Annotated in this window: 18 protein-coding genes; 9 read left to right on the top strand and 9 right to left on the bottom strand. The window is 50.1% G+C overall.

The window, feature by feature from the left end; genetic code table 11:
- Positions 1–72: 72 nt before the first annotated feature.
- The 5 genes from ABCO64_RS02515 to ABCO64_RS02535 all read left to right on the top strand — a co-directional run bounded on the left by ABCO64_RS02515 (position 73) and on the right by ABCO64_RS02535 (position 3,447).
- Entirely contained in the window at positions 73–555 is a 483-nt protein-coding gene (locus ABCO64_RS02515) for a hypothetical protein (RefSeq protein WP_253455749.1), read from the top strand.
- Positions 556–640: 85 nt separating this feature from the next.
- A complete protein-coding gene (locus tag ABCO64_RS02520; RefSeq protein WP_253455750.1) occupies positions 641–1,258 on the top strand; it encodes a CheR family methyltransferase in 618 nt (205 codons plus the stop codon).
- A gap of 102 nt (positions 1,259–1,360) precedes the next feature.
- Positions 1,361–1,981 carry an MBL fold metallo-hydrolase gene (locus ABCO64_RS02525; RefSeq protein WP_253455752.1) on the top strand — a complete coding sequence of 207 codons (621 nt, stop codon included), beginning with the start codon at positions 1,361–1,363 and terminating at the stop codon, positions 1,979–1,981.
- A 26-nt stretch (positions 1,982–2,007) separates the two neighbouring features.
- The gene (locus tag ABCO64_RS02530; RefSeq protein WP_253455754.1) at positions 2,008–2,706 is read left to right on the top strand and encodes a CheR family methyltransferase; all 699 of its coding nucleotides are present in this window, start codon (positions 2,008–2,010) and stop codon (positions 2,704–2,706) included.
- A gap of 129 nt (positions 2,707–2,835) precedes the next feature.
- A complete protein-coding gene (locus ABCO64_RS02535; RefSeq protein ID WP_253455756.1) occupies positions 2,836–3,447 on the top strand; it encodes an MBL fold metallo-hydrolase in 612 nt (203 codons plus the stop codon).
- Positions 3,448–3,950: 503 nt separating this feature from the next.
- Here the strand turns inward: ABCO64_RS02535 and ABCO64_RS02540 are convergent.
- The 6 genes from ABCO64_RS02540 to ABCO64_RS02565 all read right to left on the bottom strand — a co-directional run bounded on the left by ABCO64_RS02540 (position 3,951) and on the right by ABCO64_RS02565 (position 8,212).
- A complete protein-coding gene (locus tag ABCO64_RS02540; protein ID WP_253455759.1) occupies positions 3,951–4,235 on the bottom strand; it encodes a hypothetical protein in 285 nt (94 codons plus the stop codon).
- A 124-nt stretch (positions 4,236–4,359) separates the two neighbouring features.
- Entirely contained in the window at positions 4,360–4,494 is a 135-nt protein-coding gene (locus tag ABCO64_RS02545; RefSeq protein WP_256472442.1) for a hypothetical protein, read from the bottom strand.
- 17 nt (positions 4,495–4,511) lie between these two features.
- Positions 4,512–4,847, bottom strand: coding sequence for a type II toxin-antitoxin system PemK/MazF family toxin (locus ABCO64_RS02550; protein WP_253455763.1), 336 nt, complete (start codon positions 4,845–4,847; stop codon positions 4,512–4,514).
- A 1-nt stretch (position 4,848) separates the two neighbouring features.
- Complete coding sequence (locus ABCO64_RS02555) at positions 4,849–5,379, bottom strand: hypothetical protein (RefSeq protein WP_253455766.1); 531 nt, start codon at positions 5,377–5,379, stop codon at positions 4,849–4,851.
- Complete coding sequence (locus ABCO64_RS02560; RefSeq protein WP_253455769.1) at positions 5,369–5,710, bottom strand: transcriptional regulator; 342 nt, start codon at positions 5,708–5,710, stop codon at positions 5,369–5,371. The genes ABCO64_RS02555 and ABCO64_RS02560 overlap by 11 nt, the downstream gene beginning before the upstream one ends.
- 819 nt (positions 5,711–6,529) lie before the next feature.
- Positions 6,530–8,212 carry an RNA-binding domain-containing protein gene (locus tag ABCO64_RS02565; protein ID WP_343089196.1) on the bottom strand — a complete coding sequence of 561 codons (1,683 nt, stop codon included), beginning with the start codon at positions 8,210–8,212 and terminating at the stop codon, positions 6,530–6,532.
- 225 nt (positions 8,213–8,437) lie between these two features.
- Here ABCO64_RS02565 and ABCO64_RS02570 point away from each other — a divergent pair, with 225 nt between their 5' ends.
- Together ABCO64_RS02570 and ABCO64_RS02575 are read left to right on the top strand one after the other, a co-directional pair.
- Positions 8,438–8,857 carry a Fic family protein gene (locus tag ABCO64_RS02570; protein ID WP_253455771.1) on the top strand — a complete coding sequence of 140 codons (420 nt, stop codon included), beginning with the start codon at positions 8,438–8,440 and terminating at the stop codon, positions 8,855–8,857.
- Between the two features lie 110 nt (positions 8,858–8,967).
- Positions 8,968–9,477, top strand: a complete 510-nt coding sequence (locus ABCO64_RS02575) for a metallophosphoesterase (RefSeq protein WP_253455774.1) — start codon at positions 8,968–8,970, stop codon at positions 9,475–9,477.
- A 61-nt stretch (positions 9,478–9,538) separates the two neighbouring features.
- On the opposite strand, the gene ABCO64_RS02580 is transcribed toward ABCO64_RS02575, so the two are convergent.
- Complete coding sequence (locus ABCO64_RS02580) at positions 9,539–10,030, bottom strand: META domain-containing protein (RefSeq protein ID WP_253455777.1); 492 nt, start codon at positions 10,028–10,030, stop codon at positions 9,539–9,541.
- 153 nt (positions 10,031–10,183) lie between these two features.
- Between ABCO64_RS02580 and ABCO64_RS02585 the strand changes: the two genes are divergently transcribed.
- Positions 10,184–10,342, top strand: coding sequence for a hypothetical protein (locus ABCO64_RS02585; RefSeq protein ID WP_253455779.1), 159 nt, complete (start codon positions 10,184–10,186; stop codon positions 10,340–10,342).
- A gap of 377 nt (positions 10,343–10,719) precedes the next feature.
- Here the strand turns inward: ABCO64_RS02585 and ABCO64_RS02590 are convergent, their stop codons facing one another.
- A complete protein-coding gene (locus ABCO64_RS02590; RefSeq protein ID WP_253455781.1) occupies positions 10,720–10,908 on the bottom strand; it encodes a hypothetical protein in 189 nt (62 codons plus the stop codon).
- Positions 10,909–11,028: 120 nt separating this feature from the next.
- Positions 11,029–12,804 (bottom strand): PAS domain S-box protein, encoded by a 1,776-nt coding sequence (locus ABCO64_RS02595; protein ID WP_253455783.1) that lies wholly within the window; start codon positions 12,802–12,804, stop codon positions 11,029–11,031.
- 149 nt (positions 12,805–12,953) lie between these two features.
- Here ABCO64_RS02595 and ABCO64_RS02600 point away from each other — a divergent pair, with 149 nt between their 5' ends.
- Positions 12,954–14,255: a COG1361 S-layer family protein gene (locus tag ABCO64_RS02600; protein ID WP_253455786.1), complete on the top strand. Its 1,302-nt coding sequence runs from the start codon at positions 12,954–12,956 to the stop codon at positions 14,253–14,255.
- Positions 14,256–14,285: the final 30 nt, after the last annotated feature.

Here is a 14,285-nt window from a genome sequence, read left to right on the forward strand (position 1 = left end):
AGTTGAGCCCGCAAGGTTGAATCGTGGCAGAGGGAGTCAGGATATAGCAAAATCGAATCAGATACGGTGATTATGATGATGAAGAGAGAGAGGCTGACTGAATCAGCAAAAGAACTGAAACAGCCTGGGAAGCAGGCAGCCAGACAGTTTGGTGATGACCATGCTGCGGTAGCAGCAGCACTGAATGCACAGATGAGAGAGCGGCCTGATCTTTTGAGGCTGATCGGCTCCGACAACATAGAGATGATGGAGAACAATTCACGAAACCTCTGTCGTTTTCTCGCATCGCTCTTTCAGCACTATGAGCCGGATGTCCTTGTCGAAACTGCTCTCTGGGCAGTCAGGACATATCGGGGCCATGGGTTTACTGTTCCCTACTGGCCGGCGAATCTGGATACCCTGGCTCTGATCCTCAAGGGACGGTATGATGATCAGGTGTATGAGGAATTATACCCGTTCATCGACTGGCTGATCATTCATATCCCGCTCTTCGTTGAGATCGACGATGAGCTGAAAGCCGGAGGAGATCAGAATAATCAGGAGGGAGGAAACTGATTTGGGTGCAGGGCCAGGGGGAGTGGTTTTTCCCCAAAGTATAAACATTAATTTTCCTGTCGTTATAACTATATACTAACAACAAATGGCATTCACGTACTTCTACCGGGATCTCCAGACACTGGAGGTGATGATCGATCATATGCTTCCGTCTCTCAATGGGAAGAGAACCATTGATATCTGGAGTGCCGGGTGTGCAATGGGGCCGGAGCCCTACACAATCGCACTTCTTCTGAAGGAGAATATGGGGGCAATGGACTTTTCAAGGATTCGGATACTTGCAAGCGATATCGATCGCACAAATAATTATGGAGCAATACTCATACAAGGCAGGTATCCCTTTGAAGAACTTGAGAGGATACCAAACGAACACTTCACCAGGAATTTTACCCCGGATCCAGATACAAAAGATCACTTCATCATCACTGAGGAAGTCAGGAACAAAGTCAGCTTCAAGCGGCATGATCTCCTCACCCTACACCCTCCCGGCAGGAATTTCTCACTGATCAGCTGCAAGAATGTCCTCCTCCATTTCACCGACGAAGAGAGGATCAATGTTATCAGGATGTTTTATGAAAGCCTCGTTGACGGCGGGTTCTTCCTCACCGAACAGACGCAGAAGATGCCCGCAGAGGTTGCAGATCTCTTCGAGCAGGTGGTTCCGCATGCCCAGGTCTATAGAAAACTGCCTGCCAGGTACTGATCCTGAGATGGAGTCGATTGCAATTGATTCACGAGAGCGCTACAATCATGAAGAGACCAGGATATGAAGCAGGTCTACCCTGATGAATAGCAGGACGGTGCCATGAAGATCATCAACCTGACCGAAGAGAGCGAGCTCTACACCTCGAATGTCTATCTTGTCACCGGCGACTGGAAGACGCTTGATGATCAGAATACGCTGATTGACACCGGGCGTGACCAGAAAATTATCGGGATGCTTGCCAGCAGGTGTGCCGGTGTCGGGAAGCGGAAGCTCGACCAGGTGATACTCACACACTCCCACTATGATCATGCATCCCTGACCCATGAGATCAGGGAGATCTTTGCACCAACGGTCTATGCCCACGCTGATTCCAGGACACCTGTTGATATCAGGCTCAGGGGCAAAGAGACGTTGCGGATTGGTGATCGCCTCTTTGAAGTCATTCACACGCCCGGACACACAGAGGATTCAATATGCCTCTTCTGCGAGGAGGAGGGAGTCCTCTTTGTCGGCGACACCATTCCGGTTATTGGAGGGCCGGGGTGCACCTATGATGAGAGATTTCTTGAGGCCCTGCAGTATATTGCCTCAAAAGATGTGAGGGCGATCTATTATGGACATGGCAGGCCGATGCTTGGAAACTGCAATGCCATAATTGCGAAATCAATCATGAATATCAGGCAAAGCAGGAGTCATTCCGGGAGCAGCCCCAAGGAATAGGATGAGTGGGAGAGCTGCAGGCACCCATGACAAATCACCAGGTACTGCATGGTGCAAACCCCGGTTTTATCATCCTTCCAAACAAAACAGATGATGGATATATGGCATTCACCTACTTCTTTCGGGATCTCCAGACACTCCGGATGATCATTGATCACATGCTCCCCTCTATCCGGGGGAGGACGCACATTAATGTCTGGAGTGCCGGGTGTGCAATGGGCCAGGAACCCTACACAATCGCACTTCTCCTGAAGGAGCATATGGGACAGATGATATTCCGCAATGTCAGGATACTTGCAAGCGATATCGATCACTCCAACCTCTTTGGCGATATAATTGGAAAAGGCAGCTATCCGTATGTCGAGTTAAAACGGATACCGGAAGAGTACTTTGCCAGAAATTTTACCCCGGATCCTGATAAAAACGGACATTACATCATAGCTGAGGATGTCAGGAACCGGGTTGCCTTTCAACGGCATGATCTCCTCACCTTAATCCCGCCCGGCAAAAATTTCTCGCTGATCACCTGCAAGAATGTGCTCCTCCATTTTACAGAGGAACAGAGAATCAAGATTATCAGGATGTTTTATGAGAGCCTGATTGACGGCGGGTTCTTCCTCACCGAACAGACGCAGAAGATGCCAACTGAACTTGCAGATCTCTTCGAGCAGGTTACCCCGAATGCCCAGGTCTTCAGAAAACTGCCTGCCAGTTCCCGTTCCTGATTATGGAGTCGATTGCATTGATGCAAATAAATTGCCGCCATGAAAATTGCCGCCATGATGAGGAGACCAGACTATGAAGAGAGCAGATAATGAGGCTCCGCAACCCTGAGTGAGGAGATAGGTGTTTCCATGAAGATCATCAACCTGACTGAAGACAGCGAGGTTTACACCTCGAATGTCTATCTTGTCACCGGCACCTGGAATGCCCTCTCGGATCAGAATACCCTGATAGATGTCGGGCGGGATCCGTTGATCTTCGAAAAGATACAGAATGCACGTACTGGTGTCGGGAAGCGGAAGCTTGACCAGGTGATCCTGACACACTCCCACTATGATCATGCAATGCTTACTCCGGAGATCAGGGAGCTTTTTTCACCCCGCATCTATGCCTTCTCCAATTCCCTGAAATACATCGACATCATCCTCAAGGGGGATGAGATCATTCGTATCGGAGATCGGGAATTTGAAGTGATCCACACACCCGGCCACACACATGATTCGATCTGCCTCTACTGCGAGGAGGACGGAGTGCTCTTTGCAGGAGATACACCCGTGATCATCCGTGTCCCCGGTAGTACCTATGATGAGGCATTTCTCGAGGCCATGCTCTATATTGCTACAAAAGATGTGAGGGAGATTTATTTTGGGCATGGCAGGCCGATGCTTGAGAACTGCAATGTTGCAATACGGAACTCAATCATGAACATGAAGAAGAGCAGGGTTGTCTCCATTCATCTATGAGAGGGGAGAGGGAGTGAGAAATATGACAATTCGGTTCTTTTTTATACTCTCTACTGGCAGCAGCTCAGTGATGATGCGAGATCAGTAGCACCATATCGTTAGAGAGTCTCGCCACCGATATCTCAATCGAAGGTGTCAGAATCTGGATGGGGCAGGAATATGATCCCGGATCGTTCGCAATCCTCCATAGAGCATGTAAGAGGTAATTCATCATATCATAGTATCTCTAGAATGCCACATTAACCCGGCATACCCCTATCCCCACCCCTTGAAATCACCCTATGAATCAGAGACAGGCGATTTGATTGGTTGAATGAGCGTTCCCATCTTCACAGAATGGTCATACCCCCTCAATGCCGCTTTCTCGAAAAGACTACCCGCTTTAAAATCTACAATAGATCGGAGCCAGGAGCTAACAATATACGGTAACACACACAATCCTGGCTTCCACGCCTTTCTCACGTTACCCCCGTTTTTTACTCTTCATTTTACATTTACGCGAATTAATCCTTTTTTTCGTTCATGACGATTGTTCTGGCAACACTCATTACATCCTGAACTTTCGGCGGAATAAGATACTTGATGATCCTCACGATATCGTGCAGAGTGAGCTTCTTTCTCACCGAAAGAGCCTGCATCAGTTCCTGCGTGATCCAGAACATCGCCAGAAGAACCAGTGCCATGTGATGATGCCACGCATTCCAGTTCCTCACCTGATAGTTATTCATCCCGGCGAGTTTGTTTGCATCCTGAAACGCACGCTCGATCCAGTACCGTTGGCTCTGCATGCGTGCAAGGCGTGACAATGAGGTGTTCTCGAGCGCATTGCTGAACGAGTATTTGACATCTGACTCATCCGGCTGTAATCCCGATGTAGGAGAGCATTATTAACCGCTTCACGGAATCCAACTGCTAAAGGTTCAGGAGAAGGCAGACAAGGAACCGGACACCTTCATTCTCTCGTTTGATGAGAAGAGCGGCATTCAGGTTCTCGATTCGAAACATCGCGATCTGATGCCGGTACCCGGGTGGCACCCCTATATTCATCGGGATTATGAATATCTCTATTCCAGCGACAACAGACCCTTTAAAAGAACGCTTATCGCTTCCATATCCTCAACCGAGCATCGCCCGATCTTCCGGACGAAGCGATCTTCAGAGAGAGTAACAATCTGGAAGACCAGCGCCGCACTTGTGGAAGTAAGTCCATTCTGTGAACTTTTCTCTATGCCATGAGTGTGCGGGAATGAAAAAGCCGCCGGAGTGGTTGTCAGTGGAACCACGATGGCCATATTCCCGAAGGCGACGGCGAGCACAACGGCAGGACGGAGCCCACTCTGCTCGTGACCCCGTGCATCCGAAAGATCGACGAACCAGATATCGCCCCTGTTCCGCCGCATCCTAATGCCTCATCGATCTGATTCCTGCCCGCTGCCACTCCTGTAGCTCAGCGTCAAGTGCCGCCGCCTCTTCGGCTGCCTGGTCAAAGAGGAACTGTTTTGCCCGGTTGACCCCTTTGACGATCTGCTCGTTTGAGTAGAAGGATTTCATCCTCCGGACAGTTCTGTATGCCTGCTCGGGCGGCTCGTGCATCTCATAGACCAGATACCCATAGGTCGCTCCGATCTCAAGCAGGGATGGGCTTTTATTAAAGAGGCGGATGAGCTCACCAACACAGTCAGCCTCGGCAGGCGAAAGGTTGCTCCCTGTCTCGCACCGGAAGAACTCATCGGCATGCTGGTAGTACTCCTGCGCAAAGGCCGACGAATACGGGCCCCGAACATAGAGGCGATATGGATATGCAAGTTCGATATCCTTCAGCTTCAGCAGGAAGACAAGCTTCTGGGCGATGAGCCGGTGCTCGAACCTCCCTGTCTTCATCCGGAAACCGGCTTCCCGGAAACAGGCAATGACTTTGTTTCTATCGTTCACAGCTATCACCAACACAGCCCAGGAGCTTGCAGAGCCAGCCCCGGATACGTTCCCACTCAAGAAGCCCTTCCGGGGTGATTGAATAGAGTTCAAGCTCCTTCCCCTCAAGCATCACCTTCTCGCAATGGAGGTATCCCATCTCAACAAGTTTCCTGAGGTTTGCATAGAGCACGCCATCGCTCAGGTTCAACCCGCCCTTCAGCTGCCGTGCGGTGGCCCCGTCCTCACCCAGCTCGGAGAGCGCCCAGAGTATCTCAAGGCGCACCCGTGAGATGAGGGTGCCGTTCATCACCTCGGATTCTTCCACAATTGCTATCAGATCATCTGGCATAGGCGGCATTCCTGCGACTTTAAACTTTGAGTAGATATTGGAGTGAAACGTGATAAAGGATTTGGGTGAGAGGTGTTTTCGCTCATGTATTTTGACTCTTCTCCAAAATTCTGATCACAGGCTGGGACTCGTGTTTTTCCTGAATTCCTTGGAACGTGGGAAAAGATCCCGGGTAGAGATTCCGATGCAGCAACCGGGAACATTTGGGAGTTGAGTGAAGCAGGTGCGGCGCGGGTATCGGGGGGCGGGGTCAGGCGAAGGGATCAGGCGGACAGAGGTGATAAGCCCTTGCTCGAAAGAGCAATCCGTCAGGACGATTCGTAGAATCGGGGTATTATCTCCTCTGGCAGCCCCCGGAGCATCCCCGCCCCTCCCGCGCCAGCATCTGCGTTCAGCCAGTACAACCTCCCTTGCGAAGCATGTGCGGACGGGGGTAGGGGCGGTTGGGGGCTTCTGACAAGCGAGTACTAGAGCCCCTACCCTGGCGTCACTCCATGCCTGTATCTGACTCTTCTACCACCAATAAGCTTAAAGACAGAAGATGAAGTAAATTGTATGAATGCCAAAATATATTAAGAAATTTTATTATCTGCATTGGTCAGACAATAGCGAATTGAGACTATTCATGTATTATGATGACCTTTGGATAGCAATGACCTTTAGAAATATGGAGAAGAACCGATTTTTCCATCACGGAGAATATGTGCGGGTTTATGTGTGCGCACAAAAAAGAGAACGCGATAGTTATGGGCATGTCCATAACATGTCCATAACATGTCCATAACATGTCCATAAATATCAGAGACCTAACTGAAACGATTAATCAACCCAGATATAATATGTGCCTCGTTTAGTTCCCATCTGTTGAAACTGAGGATATTTCTCCTTTATCCTTTTTAAAAGATGCTTTGCCTGATTCGGATTGATTTTACAAAGATCAGCCACATCTGCCCTCCTGATGCTGCCAGCCTTTTTCACATAATCAATAACCATATGTTCATGCTGAAGAGGCTCGAAACCCTTTGCCCGGACATATTCCGCTTCCATATGAAAGCGTTTATAGAGCCATGCTGGCAGATGATATACCCGACCCCTTCTCTCACCCCGACCTTCTACGAGACCACGTTCATGCAAGTGCTCAAGTAATCTTTGGCCTTCATTAAGCCCTTTCTGAATGATCTTTCCGGCAGTAGCTGCATCAATTCGACGATCATAGTATAATGCATTCATGACCATCAGATCATCGAGAGTAAAGACCTTTCCATTCCTCTCCTGTTCGAAGATGAACGCAGCAAATTCAAGGGATGACTCACCTCCGGGAATTGCTATCCTAACAGCAGAGTTGTCGCTTCTGGAATAATCAGGAGGCGGTCTTCCATACCGAACCTGCCCCATGTAAATCTTGTCAACCCCACGTCCGGTCTGCTCAATTATCCCGATTCTCTTGAATGCCTCTGCAAGCCGGACATTCCTGGGTTTTGGTTCATGAACAAGGATATTCTCCAAGGTTATCCCCTCAGGAAAACCGCCGGGATTTGTTATCAGGATATGATCGTGGTGCCACTGGATATATACACTCTCCATCCGGCTGTAATCCCGATGTAGGAGAGCATTATTAACCGCTTCACGGAATCCAACTGGTGAATAATCGGGTATCGGATAGCGAAGGAGTCCGACAATCTTTTCCCTCTCTTCGTTCCGTGCCTTGAACCGGGACTCGATCTCCTCGATAATTTTTACAATCGGTTCATAAAATGCATCATTCACCCTGACATCCCCCTGAATGTCAAGAACCTGAAAGTGCACTGTATGTGTTGGCAAAAACCGCTGGATAGAGGAAAGGTGTCCAAGAAGAAGGATTCCGGCAACATTTGGTACAAGCGTTCCATTAAGGGTTTCAACAAGGCGAAGGGCTTTTGCAAGCTCTTCGTTTGGGAGTTCAAGGAGTGTTCTGTCACCCCTGAGATTGGTAATGGCCTGACGAACCCGTTCAAACTCAAGGGGATCGAGATCATCAATAGTTGCACCATCTACGGGAAGTGATGAGAAATCCAGATGTCCAAGATCAACCCGTCTGGAAACCTGATCCCGTGCATAATAGGGAACTGTTGCAGGTTTTCCATCCGAACCAATCACTCGTCTCAGCGTTTTTCCAGATGCGGTTGAACAGATCTCCGGATATTGATCCACCTGGATCACGAGAACATCTCCTTTGGGATCAGAAACAATAGAGACTCTCGTATTGATATTGGGGACAGTATTATTGAATATTGCAGATTTCAGCCTATTGACATCAGTTACTATACCATTGCGTGGACGGCAGCCAGAAATGACTCCCTCATCTTCAACACCTATGAGGAGGATTCCTCCATTTGTGTTCGCCATGGCAACAATCTCATCGTAAATCTCCTTATCTGAAAAATTACGTCGTGAATCCGACTTGAATTCCAACTCCAAGGATTCCCCCATTGCAATTAAAGATGCCAATTCTTTGTCATCCATTCATAATTCCTCTGGATTGCTGCCTACGTATATTCACTACCATGCAAAGTATCTCCGTTATCGATCCTCTGTGTCCATCACGGCAAAGTCCTCCATCGAACACCCACACATAGGGGATTAGTCCCCCAATAATTGAAAACGCTCATGCCTGAACACAATTAAGTATCAAATGATTGACTCAACCCCTATTAAAACCCATACGAAACAGAGAAGAGGCCCTTTGTTGTGAAGGTCACGGATCATAAAGAATCCCTCATTTGCGATCATCATTGCTGCTCCCCCTCTGTTGGTATAGATGAGCCAAAGATTGAGGCATCTGAAAACTGGTTTACCATTACTTTCCCGAGAACAGATGTTGAACACACCAAAGAACCAGAGTCACAGCCAGAGTCACAGCCAGAGTCACAGCCAGAGTCGCTGTCAATGCGCATTTTACATCACCTTGATAAAGGACCAATGGGTAAATCTGAACTTTCCAGAGCCCTGGGCCAGGCAGAAATCTCTGGCCAGCTGAACCATATCATACGCGTATTGATCAGAAAAGAGTTGATTGCATATACCCTTCCAGAGAAGCCAGGAAGCAGATTACAAAAGTATCGCCTTACAGAGAAAGGCCGGGTTTCCCTGAAGAAGGGAGCCGGGTAGTAGATAGCCTGGCAAGAGCCTGGCAGAGCCATCAAGGTATTCTCCTCGCATGAGCAACCCTGTCAGAAAAGGGATACTGGTATTATGCTTCAGCTGCAATACACGTGCAGATGATAATCGGCATCCTCTCAGACACCCATGATAACCACCCTGCCATCAGGGAGGCGATCCGGGTCTTTGCCCAACTGGATACCAGACTCGTCCTCCACGCAGGTGATCTCACTTCACCCCGGTCACTCTGGCTCTTTGAAGCACTCCACTGCGAGATGATCGGGGTCTTTGGCAACTGTGACCGGCAGGAGCAACAGCTCAGGGATGCTGCCAGGCAATGCGGCACTATGCAGGTAGAGAGTCATGCTGCTGACCTCTCCATCAGCGGGCTCAGGATCGGGATGGTGCATGGGGATGATCCAATGTCGGTGATCCAGCTCGCCGAGGCGGATGTCTATGACGTCATCATCTCCGGCCATACCCACCGCCCTTCGATCAAGAGATCAGATGATACGCTTTTGATCAATCCCGGCGAGGCGTGCGGGGAGCGGTATGGCAATCCAACAGTTGCCATCCTGGATACAGAAAGAGACGAGGCCGGGATACTCCCACTCCCACACCGGTGTTAAACAACCCACGCAGAAACCCAGGGATGTGCAGCCGCTCCAACCCCACTTCCGGCTCCTCCTATCAGGTGACCCGTCCAAAGGCCAGGATCTCACGATCCCCGGGCCCGTACATGGTGAGGATATCACCTTCAATCTCAAACGACTGCACCCGCGTGAGAAGGTAGAGATACCGCATCTCCTGCTCCATCACGCGCTCGTCATCGCAGGAGAGACCGGTTGCCACTGGAGAGCTCATCACTATCGCACCTCTGCCTTCCCGGTACTCTGCAGAATAGCTGTTGCATCCGGCATGTCCGCTCAGAGTCCCGTCATCTGAGAAGGATATGGTCGCCTGCACTGCAGCCCTGGTCAGCTGACCATCACGATCCTCATATGCTGCCAGCACCCATGAGGTGCCAGAGAGTCCTGAGGAATCAAGAAGGCACCCCGCTGTCAGGAACAGGGCTGCCACCAGGCACAGGGCTGCCACGAGGAACGGGGTTGCAGGCAGACGCCGGTTCATCCGGATACAGGAGCGTTTCGATTCGGCCAGGTTGTCAGTTGTTTGATGCATCTGTACAATTGTCTGATGCATCGTGGCACATAAATGCATAGCAGAGGCTTTTCACTGAGCGAGTGAAATTTGACTCTTCTCCAAAATTCTGATCACTCGTGTTTTTCCTGAGTTCTTCGGAACGTGGAAAAAGATCCCGGGTAAGAGATCCTGATGCAGCAACCGGATAATTGGGAGTTGAGTGAAGCAGTTGCGGCGCGGGTATCGGGGGGCGGGGTCAGCGAAAGAGACAGGCTTGCAGAGGTGATACGCCCTTGCTCAAAAGAGCAATCCGTCAGGACGATTCGTAGAATCGGGGCATATCTCCTCTGAAAGCCAGATGGAGCATTCCCGCCCCTCCCGCGCCAGCATCTGCGTTCAGCCAGTACAACCTCCCTTGCGAAGCATGTGCGGACGGGGGTAGGGGCGGTTGGGGGCTTCTGACACGCGAGTACCAGAGCCCCTATCCTGGCGTCACTCCATGCCTGTCTCTGACTCTTCTACCACCAATAAGCTTAAAGACAGAAGATGAAGTAAATTGTATGAATGTCAAAATATATTATGAAATTTTATTATCTACATTGGTCAGACAATAGCGAATTGAGACTATTCATGTATTATGATGACCTTTGGATAGCAATGACCTTTAGAAATATGGAGAAGAACCCAAAATTGTTTTTCAAAGGTTCGTGAAACCAATACCGGGTACATCACAGTGCATCCAGAGGAATGAACTCTTCAGTTTCTAAAATCGTATTCCAGCGTTCATTCAGGTTCTTCCAGTTCACTTCACGAAGCAGCTTCTGGATGATGGCATCATAACTCTCACCTTCTTTGCCAGCGCTCCGGAGCATCTCTTTTGTCTCGGCAGATACTGGTATGGTCGTTATGGATCCCATAACCACCATATTATCTTCTCAAGCATAAGAGGTTTTCTTCACCACCGGCCTGAACCGGGGGGAGCAGTCGCATGCCCTCGCATACAGGCATCCTGGCAGGGGGTATGGATGACATGACCATCAGGCAGACTTTTCTCCGTCAAGAAGGCGATCAAGCATCGATCTGCACCGCCTCAGCTCATCCTCATACTCAACCTGGCGGGTCACGTCCAGCCCGGTGCTGACGATATGGGTAACAGATCCAGACTCATCGCAGATGACCGAGTTTGACCACTCAATCGTTCTTCCCCGCCCATCTTTTCCAGGCCAGACTGCCCGGATCGTGGTGCTTCTCTTCGCCTCAAGGAGCGTATCAATATGGGCCTGCACCTCATTGATCTCCTCCTGCTTCTGGAGAAGCTCTGAGATATGCCTCCCGACCACCTCCTCTGCAAGAAAACCTGTCAGTTCCTCGGTTCTCCGGTTGATCCGGAGAATGGTCCCTTTTGGATCCAGGACAAAGATCGCCGCATCCACGGTCGAGAGAAGCGTATGGAGCAGATCGCGTTCCCTCCGTGCAACCTGCTCGGCCTCCATCCATTCCAGTGACCAGCCTATCCTCGCTGCAAATTTGGCAAGCAGGCTCTCCTTGCTCTCATAGTACTCAGGATCCTCCTCTCTCCCCCCAAAACCAGCCTCAAGCTGGCCGGCAGGCGTTCCATGCACCGTAATCGGCATGGAGAAGATAAAAGGAAGGCCATCAGGCAGGCCACTCTCACAGACCATCTCCCCGTACGTGATCCTGATGGCAGCCGTACCCTGTTCGGACCAGCACTTCCCGATGACCCTGACCAGCTCTGAGAGGATCTCACCGATTGTGCTCTTTGAATCAAGTGTACTGACAAAGCGGTGGATACATTCGATCTCCCTGACCCTCCGTTCAAGCTGTTCTTTCCGGGAGAGAAGCTCAAGCTCCATCTCTTTTCTGTCGGTAATATCATTGCCAACCGAGAGAACACCAACTACCTCACCATCCTCATTCAGGATAGCCCGGTTCGACCACCGGAACCAGACAAGGCGGCCGTCTTTGGTGATATTGGCATTCTCGTTCAGCCTGTACCGATCGGTATCGGTGCATATCTTCTGTATCAGATCCCGCAGATCACGGCCCGTCATCTCATTTGGCGGAACTATCGTCCCGATAACGCTTTTGCCAAGCACCTCTTCCTTCGAATAACCGAAAAAGCTCTCTGCAAACTCATTAAAGAAGAGGATACGGCCCTCCACATCAAGCTTCAGGATGATCGCATGCGCCATCTCGACAAGTTCGCGGTACTGCTGTTCACTCTCCCTGAGCGCCTCGAGCGCAGTTACAGAGTCAGTGATATCGACCATGACAATGACATAGACATCACGGTGCCCGTCATCAAACGACGGGATGATCCTGGTGTGAAGATACGTGATCTCCCCGGACACGTTCTCAACTGCATGCTCGATCACCTGCTCGGTATCACTCACTTGATCTGCAAGAAGCAGGCAGAGATCATGGATTGCGGGATCTGAAACCGGCAGGTACCGGATGTCCTGTCCTGTCACCCTGTCACCGGAGACACCAAGAAAATCAGTAGATGCCTGGTTGATGAAGAGCACCCTGAGATCCGTATCAAGAATAATGATCCTCTCACTCATCGTCTGGATAAGCGAGGGGAGGGGGACACGATATGCGAGTGAATAGATCTTCGCCTTCCCAAAGGTGCGCATCTCCACCTGCCCTGCTGCATACATGCTTGCAAGATACCGTCCGGTGGAGTGCTTGTTCCTCCCAAGCGCCTCTGCAACCTCTGTGACACTCAGCCCGTTTGGGTGTCTCTTCAGCAGATCGTGGATCGCACGCTCTTCATCCTGCTGGTTCTCCATTGTGAATAGTTGCTATTTTTAAATATTTAAATATATCTACATAAGGTAACAACCGATACTTCCAACACCACCCACATAAGTAACACATAGCAATTAAACTTAAATATAATAAAAATCCACCACTATACTCATACCAAAAGGAGATGTACATGACGAGACAGTCAACCCTGCCAGAGAGCTGCATCCGGGTCTTCCTCCTGATAACACTCGCAGCAGCCCTTATCATTACACCGGCAGTTGCCGGCGAGAAATTCCTGTACGGATCACCCGACCTCCGGGTTGCCATCACCGGGACAAACGAGTTCACACCCGGCGAGGAGGCAACAGTCAATCTTCGTGTTGAGAACACGGGACTGACCACCATCAAGATAGTCAGAAGCGACATTGTAGCTCGTGACGATCGGCCCGATACCGCAAAAATGGCGGTCGTGAAGCTCAAATCCGGTGATGCACCACTCTCAATAAAAACTGATCCCCAGATGATCGGCGATATCACAGGGGGGAGCAGCGCCACTGCGTCATTTACGATCCAGCTTGATGAAGACGCAAAAGCAGGAACCTATACCATACCAGTCAGTATTGAATACACCTATCTTTCAAGTGCCGATCAGCATGGAGACGACTTTATCAGGTACTTCTATAACACAAAAGTTATCGAGAAAGACCTCAGGATCGTCATCAAACCCGATGTGAGGCTTGCAGTCACAGATATCGAAACTGAAGCAGTCAATGTCGGCACAGAAGGATATGTCACCCTTACAGTCCATAATACCGGAAAAGAGGATGCACGATCAGCAACCCTCAGGATCGAGCGGAGCGGTGCAAGCCCGCTTATCCCAACAGATGCAAGCTCCTATATCGGCGATTTCCCCTCAGGCGCAGTCGTGACCAGCACCTTCAAAGTCTCAACCTCCAAAAATGCTGAGCCGGGCCAGTACCCATTGAATGTACTGGTTGAATATAAAGACAGAAACGGCCAGGTGAAGCATTCAGACCCGAGGACAATCGGTGTCACAACCGGCGGTAAGATCGAATTTACTGCCGTTTCCCCTCCGGTAGCCGTAAGCCCTGGCCAGAACACAGTCATTGATGTGGAATACAAAAATATCGGTGATGCACCTGTGTATCGGGCAACCGCCAGGATATCGGCAGTTGATCCCTTCACCTCAAATGATGATACCGCATATCTTGGCGACATGGCTCCGGGAGAGACAAAAACCGCTCGATATATCCTGAATGTCGATTCAACCGCTACTGAGAAGATTTACGGGCTCGACTCCGAGATCCGGTACAGAGACGCACTTGACAACACCCAGATCTCAAAGACGATGAAGGTCGAGGTGGAGGTTGTCCCGCGTGAAGCTGCACTTCCAGTAGTAGCAATCGGCGCAATCCTGATTGTTGCAGCCGGACTTGGATACTGGTACTACCGCAAGCAGCAGCAGCAGTAAATCCGGATCTGCGAGGAGTGAACCCCCAGT

The organism is Methanocalculus natronophilus (assembly GCF_038751955.1).
GTDB lineage: Archaea > Halobacteriota > Methanomicrobia > Methanomicrobiales > Methanocorpusculaceae > Methanocalculus > Methanocalculus natronophilus.

Bases quoted from the DNA above. Each gene is read 5' to 3' on its own strand.
- ABCO64_RS02590 (WP_253455781.1), bottom strand. From the start codon at position 10,908: ATGGGATCCATAACGACCATACCAGTATCTGCCGAGACAAAAGAGATG.
- ABCO64_RS02585 (WP_253455779.1), top strand. From the start codon at position 10,184: ATGCAGCAACCGGATAATTGGGAGTTGAGTGAAGCAGTTGCGGCGCGG.
- ABCO64_RS02535 (WP_253455756.1), top strand. From the start codon at position 2,836: ATGAAGATCATCAACCTGACTGAAGACAGCGAGGTTTACACCTCGAAT.
- ABCO64_RS02545 (WP_256472442.1), bottom strand. From the start codon at position 4,494: ATGAATATAGGGGTGCCACCCGGGTACCGGCATCAGATCGCGATGTTT.
- ABCO64_RS02515 (WP_253455749.1), top strand. From the start codon at position 73: ATGATGATGAAGAGAGAGAGGCTGACTGAATCAGCAAAAGAACTGAAA.
- ABCO64_RS02520 (WP_253455750.1), top strand. From the start codon at position 641: ATGGCATTCACGTACTTCTACCGGGATCTCCAGACACTGGAGGTGATG.
- ABCO64_RS02595 (WP_253455783.1), bottom strand. From the start codon at position 12,804: ATGGAGAACCAGCAGGATGAAGAGCGTGCGATCCACGATCTGCTGAAG.
- ABCO64_RS02575 (WP_253455774.1), top strand. From the start codon at position 8,968: ATGATAATCGGCATCCTCTCAGACACCCATGATAACCACCCTGCCATC.
- ABCO64_RS02560 (WP_253455769.1), bottom strand. From the start codon at position 5,710: ATGCCAGATGATCTGATAGCAATTGTGGAAGAATCCGAGGTGATGAAC.
- ABCO64_RS02525 (WP_253455752.1), top strand. From the start codon at position 1,361: ATGAAGATCATCAACCTGACCGAAGAGAGCGAGCTCTACACCTCGAAT.
- ABCO64_RS02600 (WP_253455786.1), top strand. From the start codon at position 12,954: ATGACGAGACAGTCAACCCTGCCAGAGAGCTGCATCCGGGTCTTCCTC.
- ABCO64_RS02530 (WP_253455754.1), top strand. From the start codon at position 2,008: ATGACAAATCACCAGGTACTGCATGGTGCAAACCCCGGTTTTATCATC.
- ABCO64_RS02550 (WP_253455763.1), bottom strand. From the start codon at position 4,847: ATGCGGCGGAACAGGGGCGATATCTGGTTCGTCGATCTTTCGGATGCA.
- ABCO64_RS02580 (WP_253455777.1), bottom strand. From the start codon at position 10,030: ATGCATCAAACAACTGACAACCTGGCCGAATCGAAACGCTCCTGTATC.
- ABCO64_RS02540 (WP_253455759.1), bottom strand. From the start codon at position 4,235: ATGCAGAGCCAACGGTACTGGATCGAGCGTGCGTTTCAGGATGCAAAC.
- ABCO64_RS02565 (WP_343089196.1), bottom strand. From the start codon at position 8,212: ATGGATGACAAAGAATTGGCATCTTTAATTGCAATGGGGGAATCCTTG.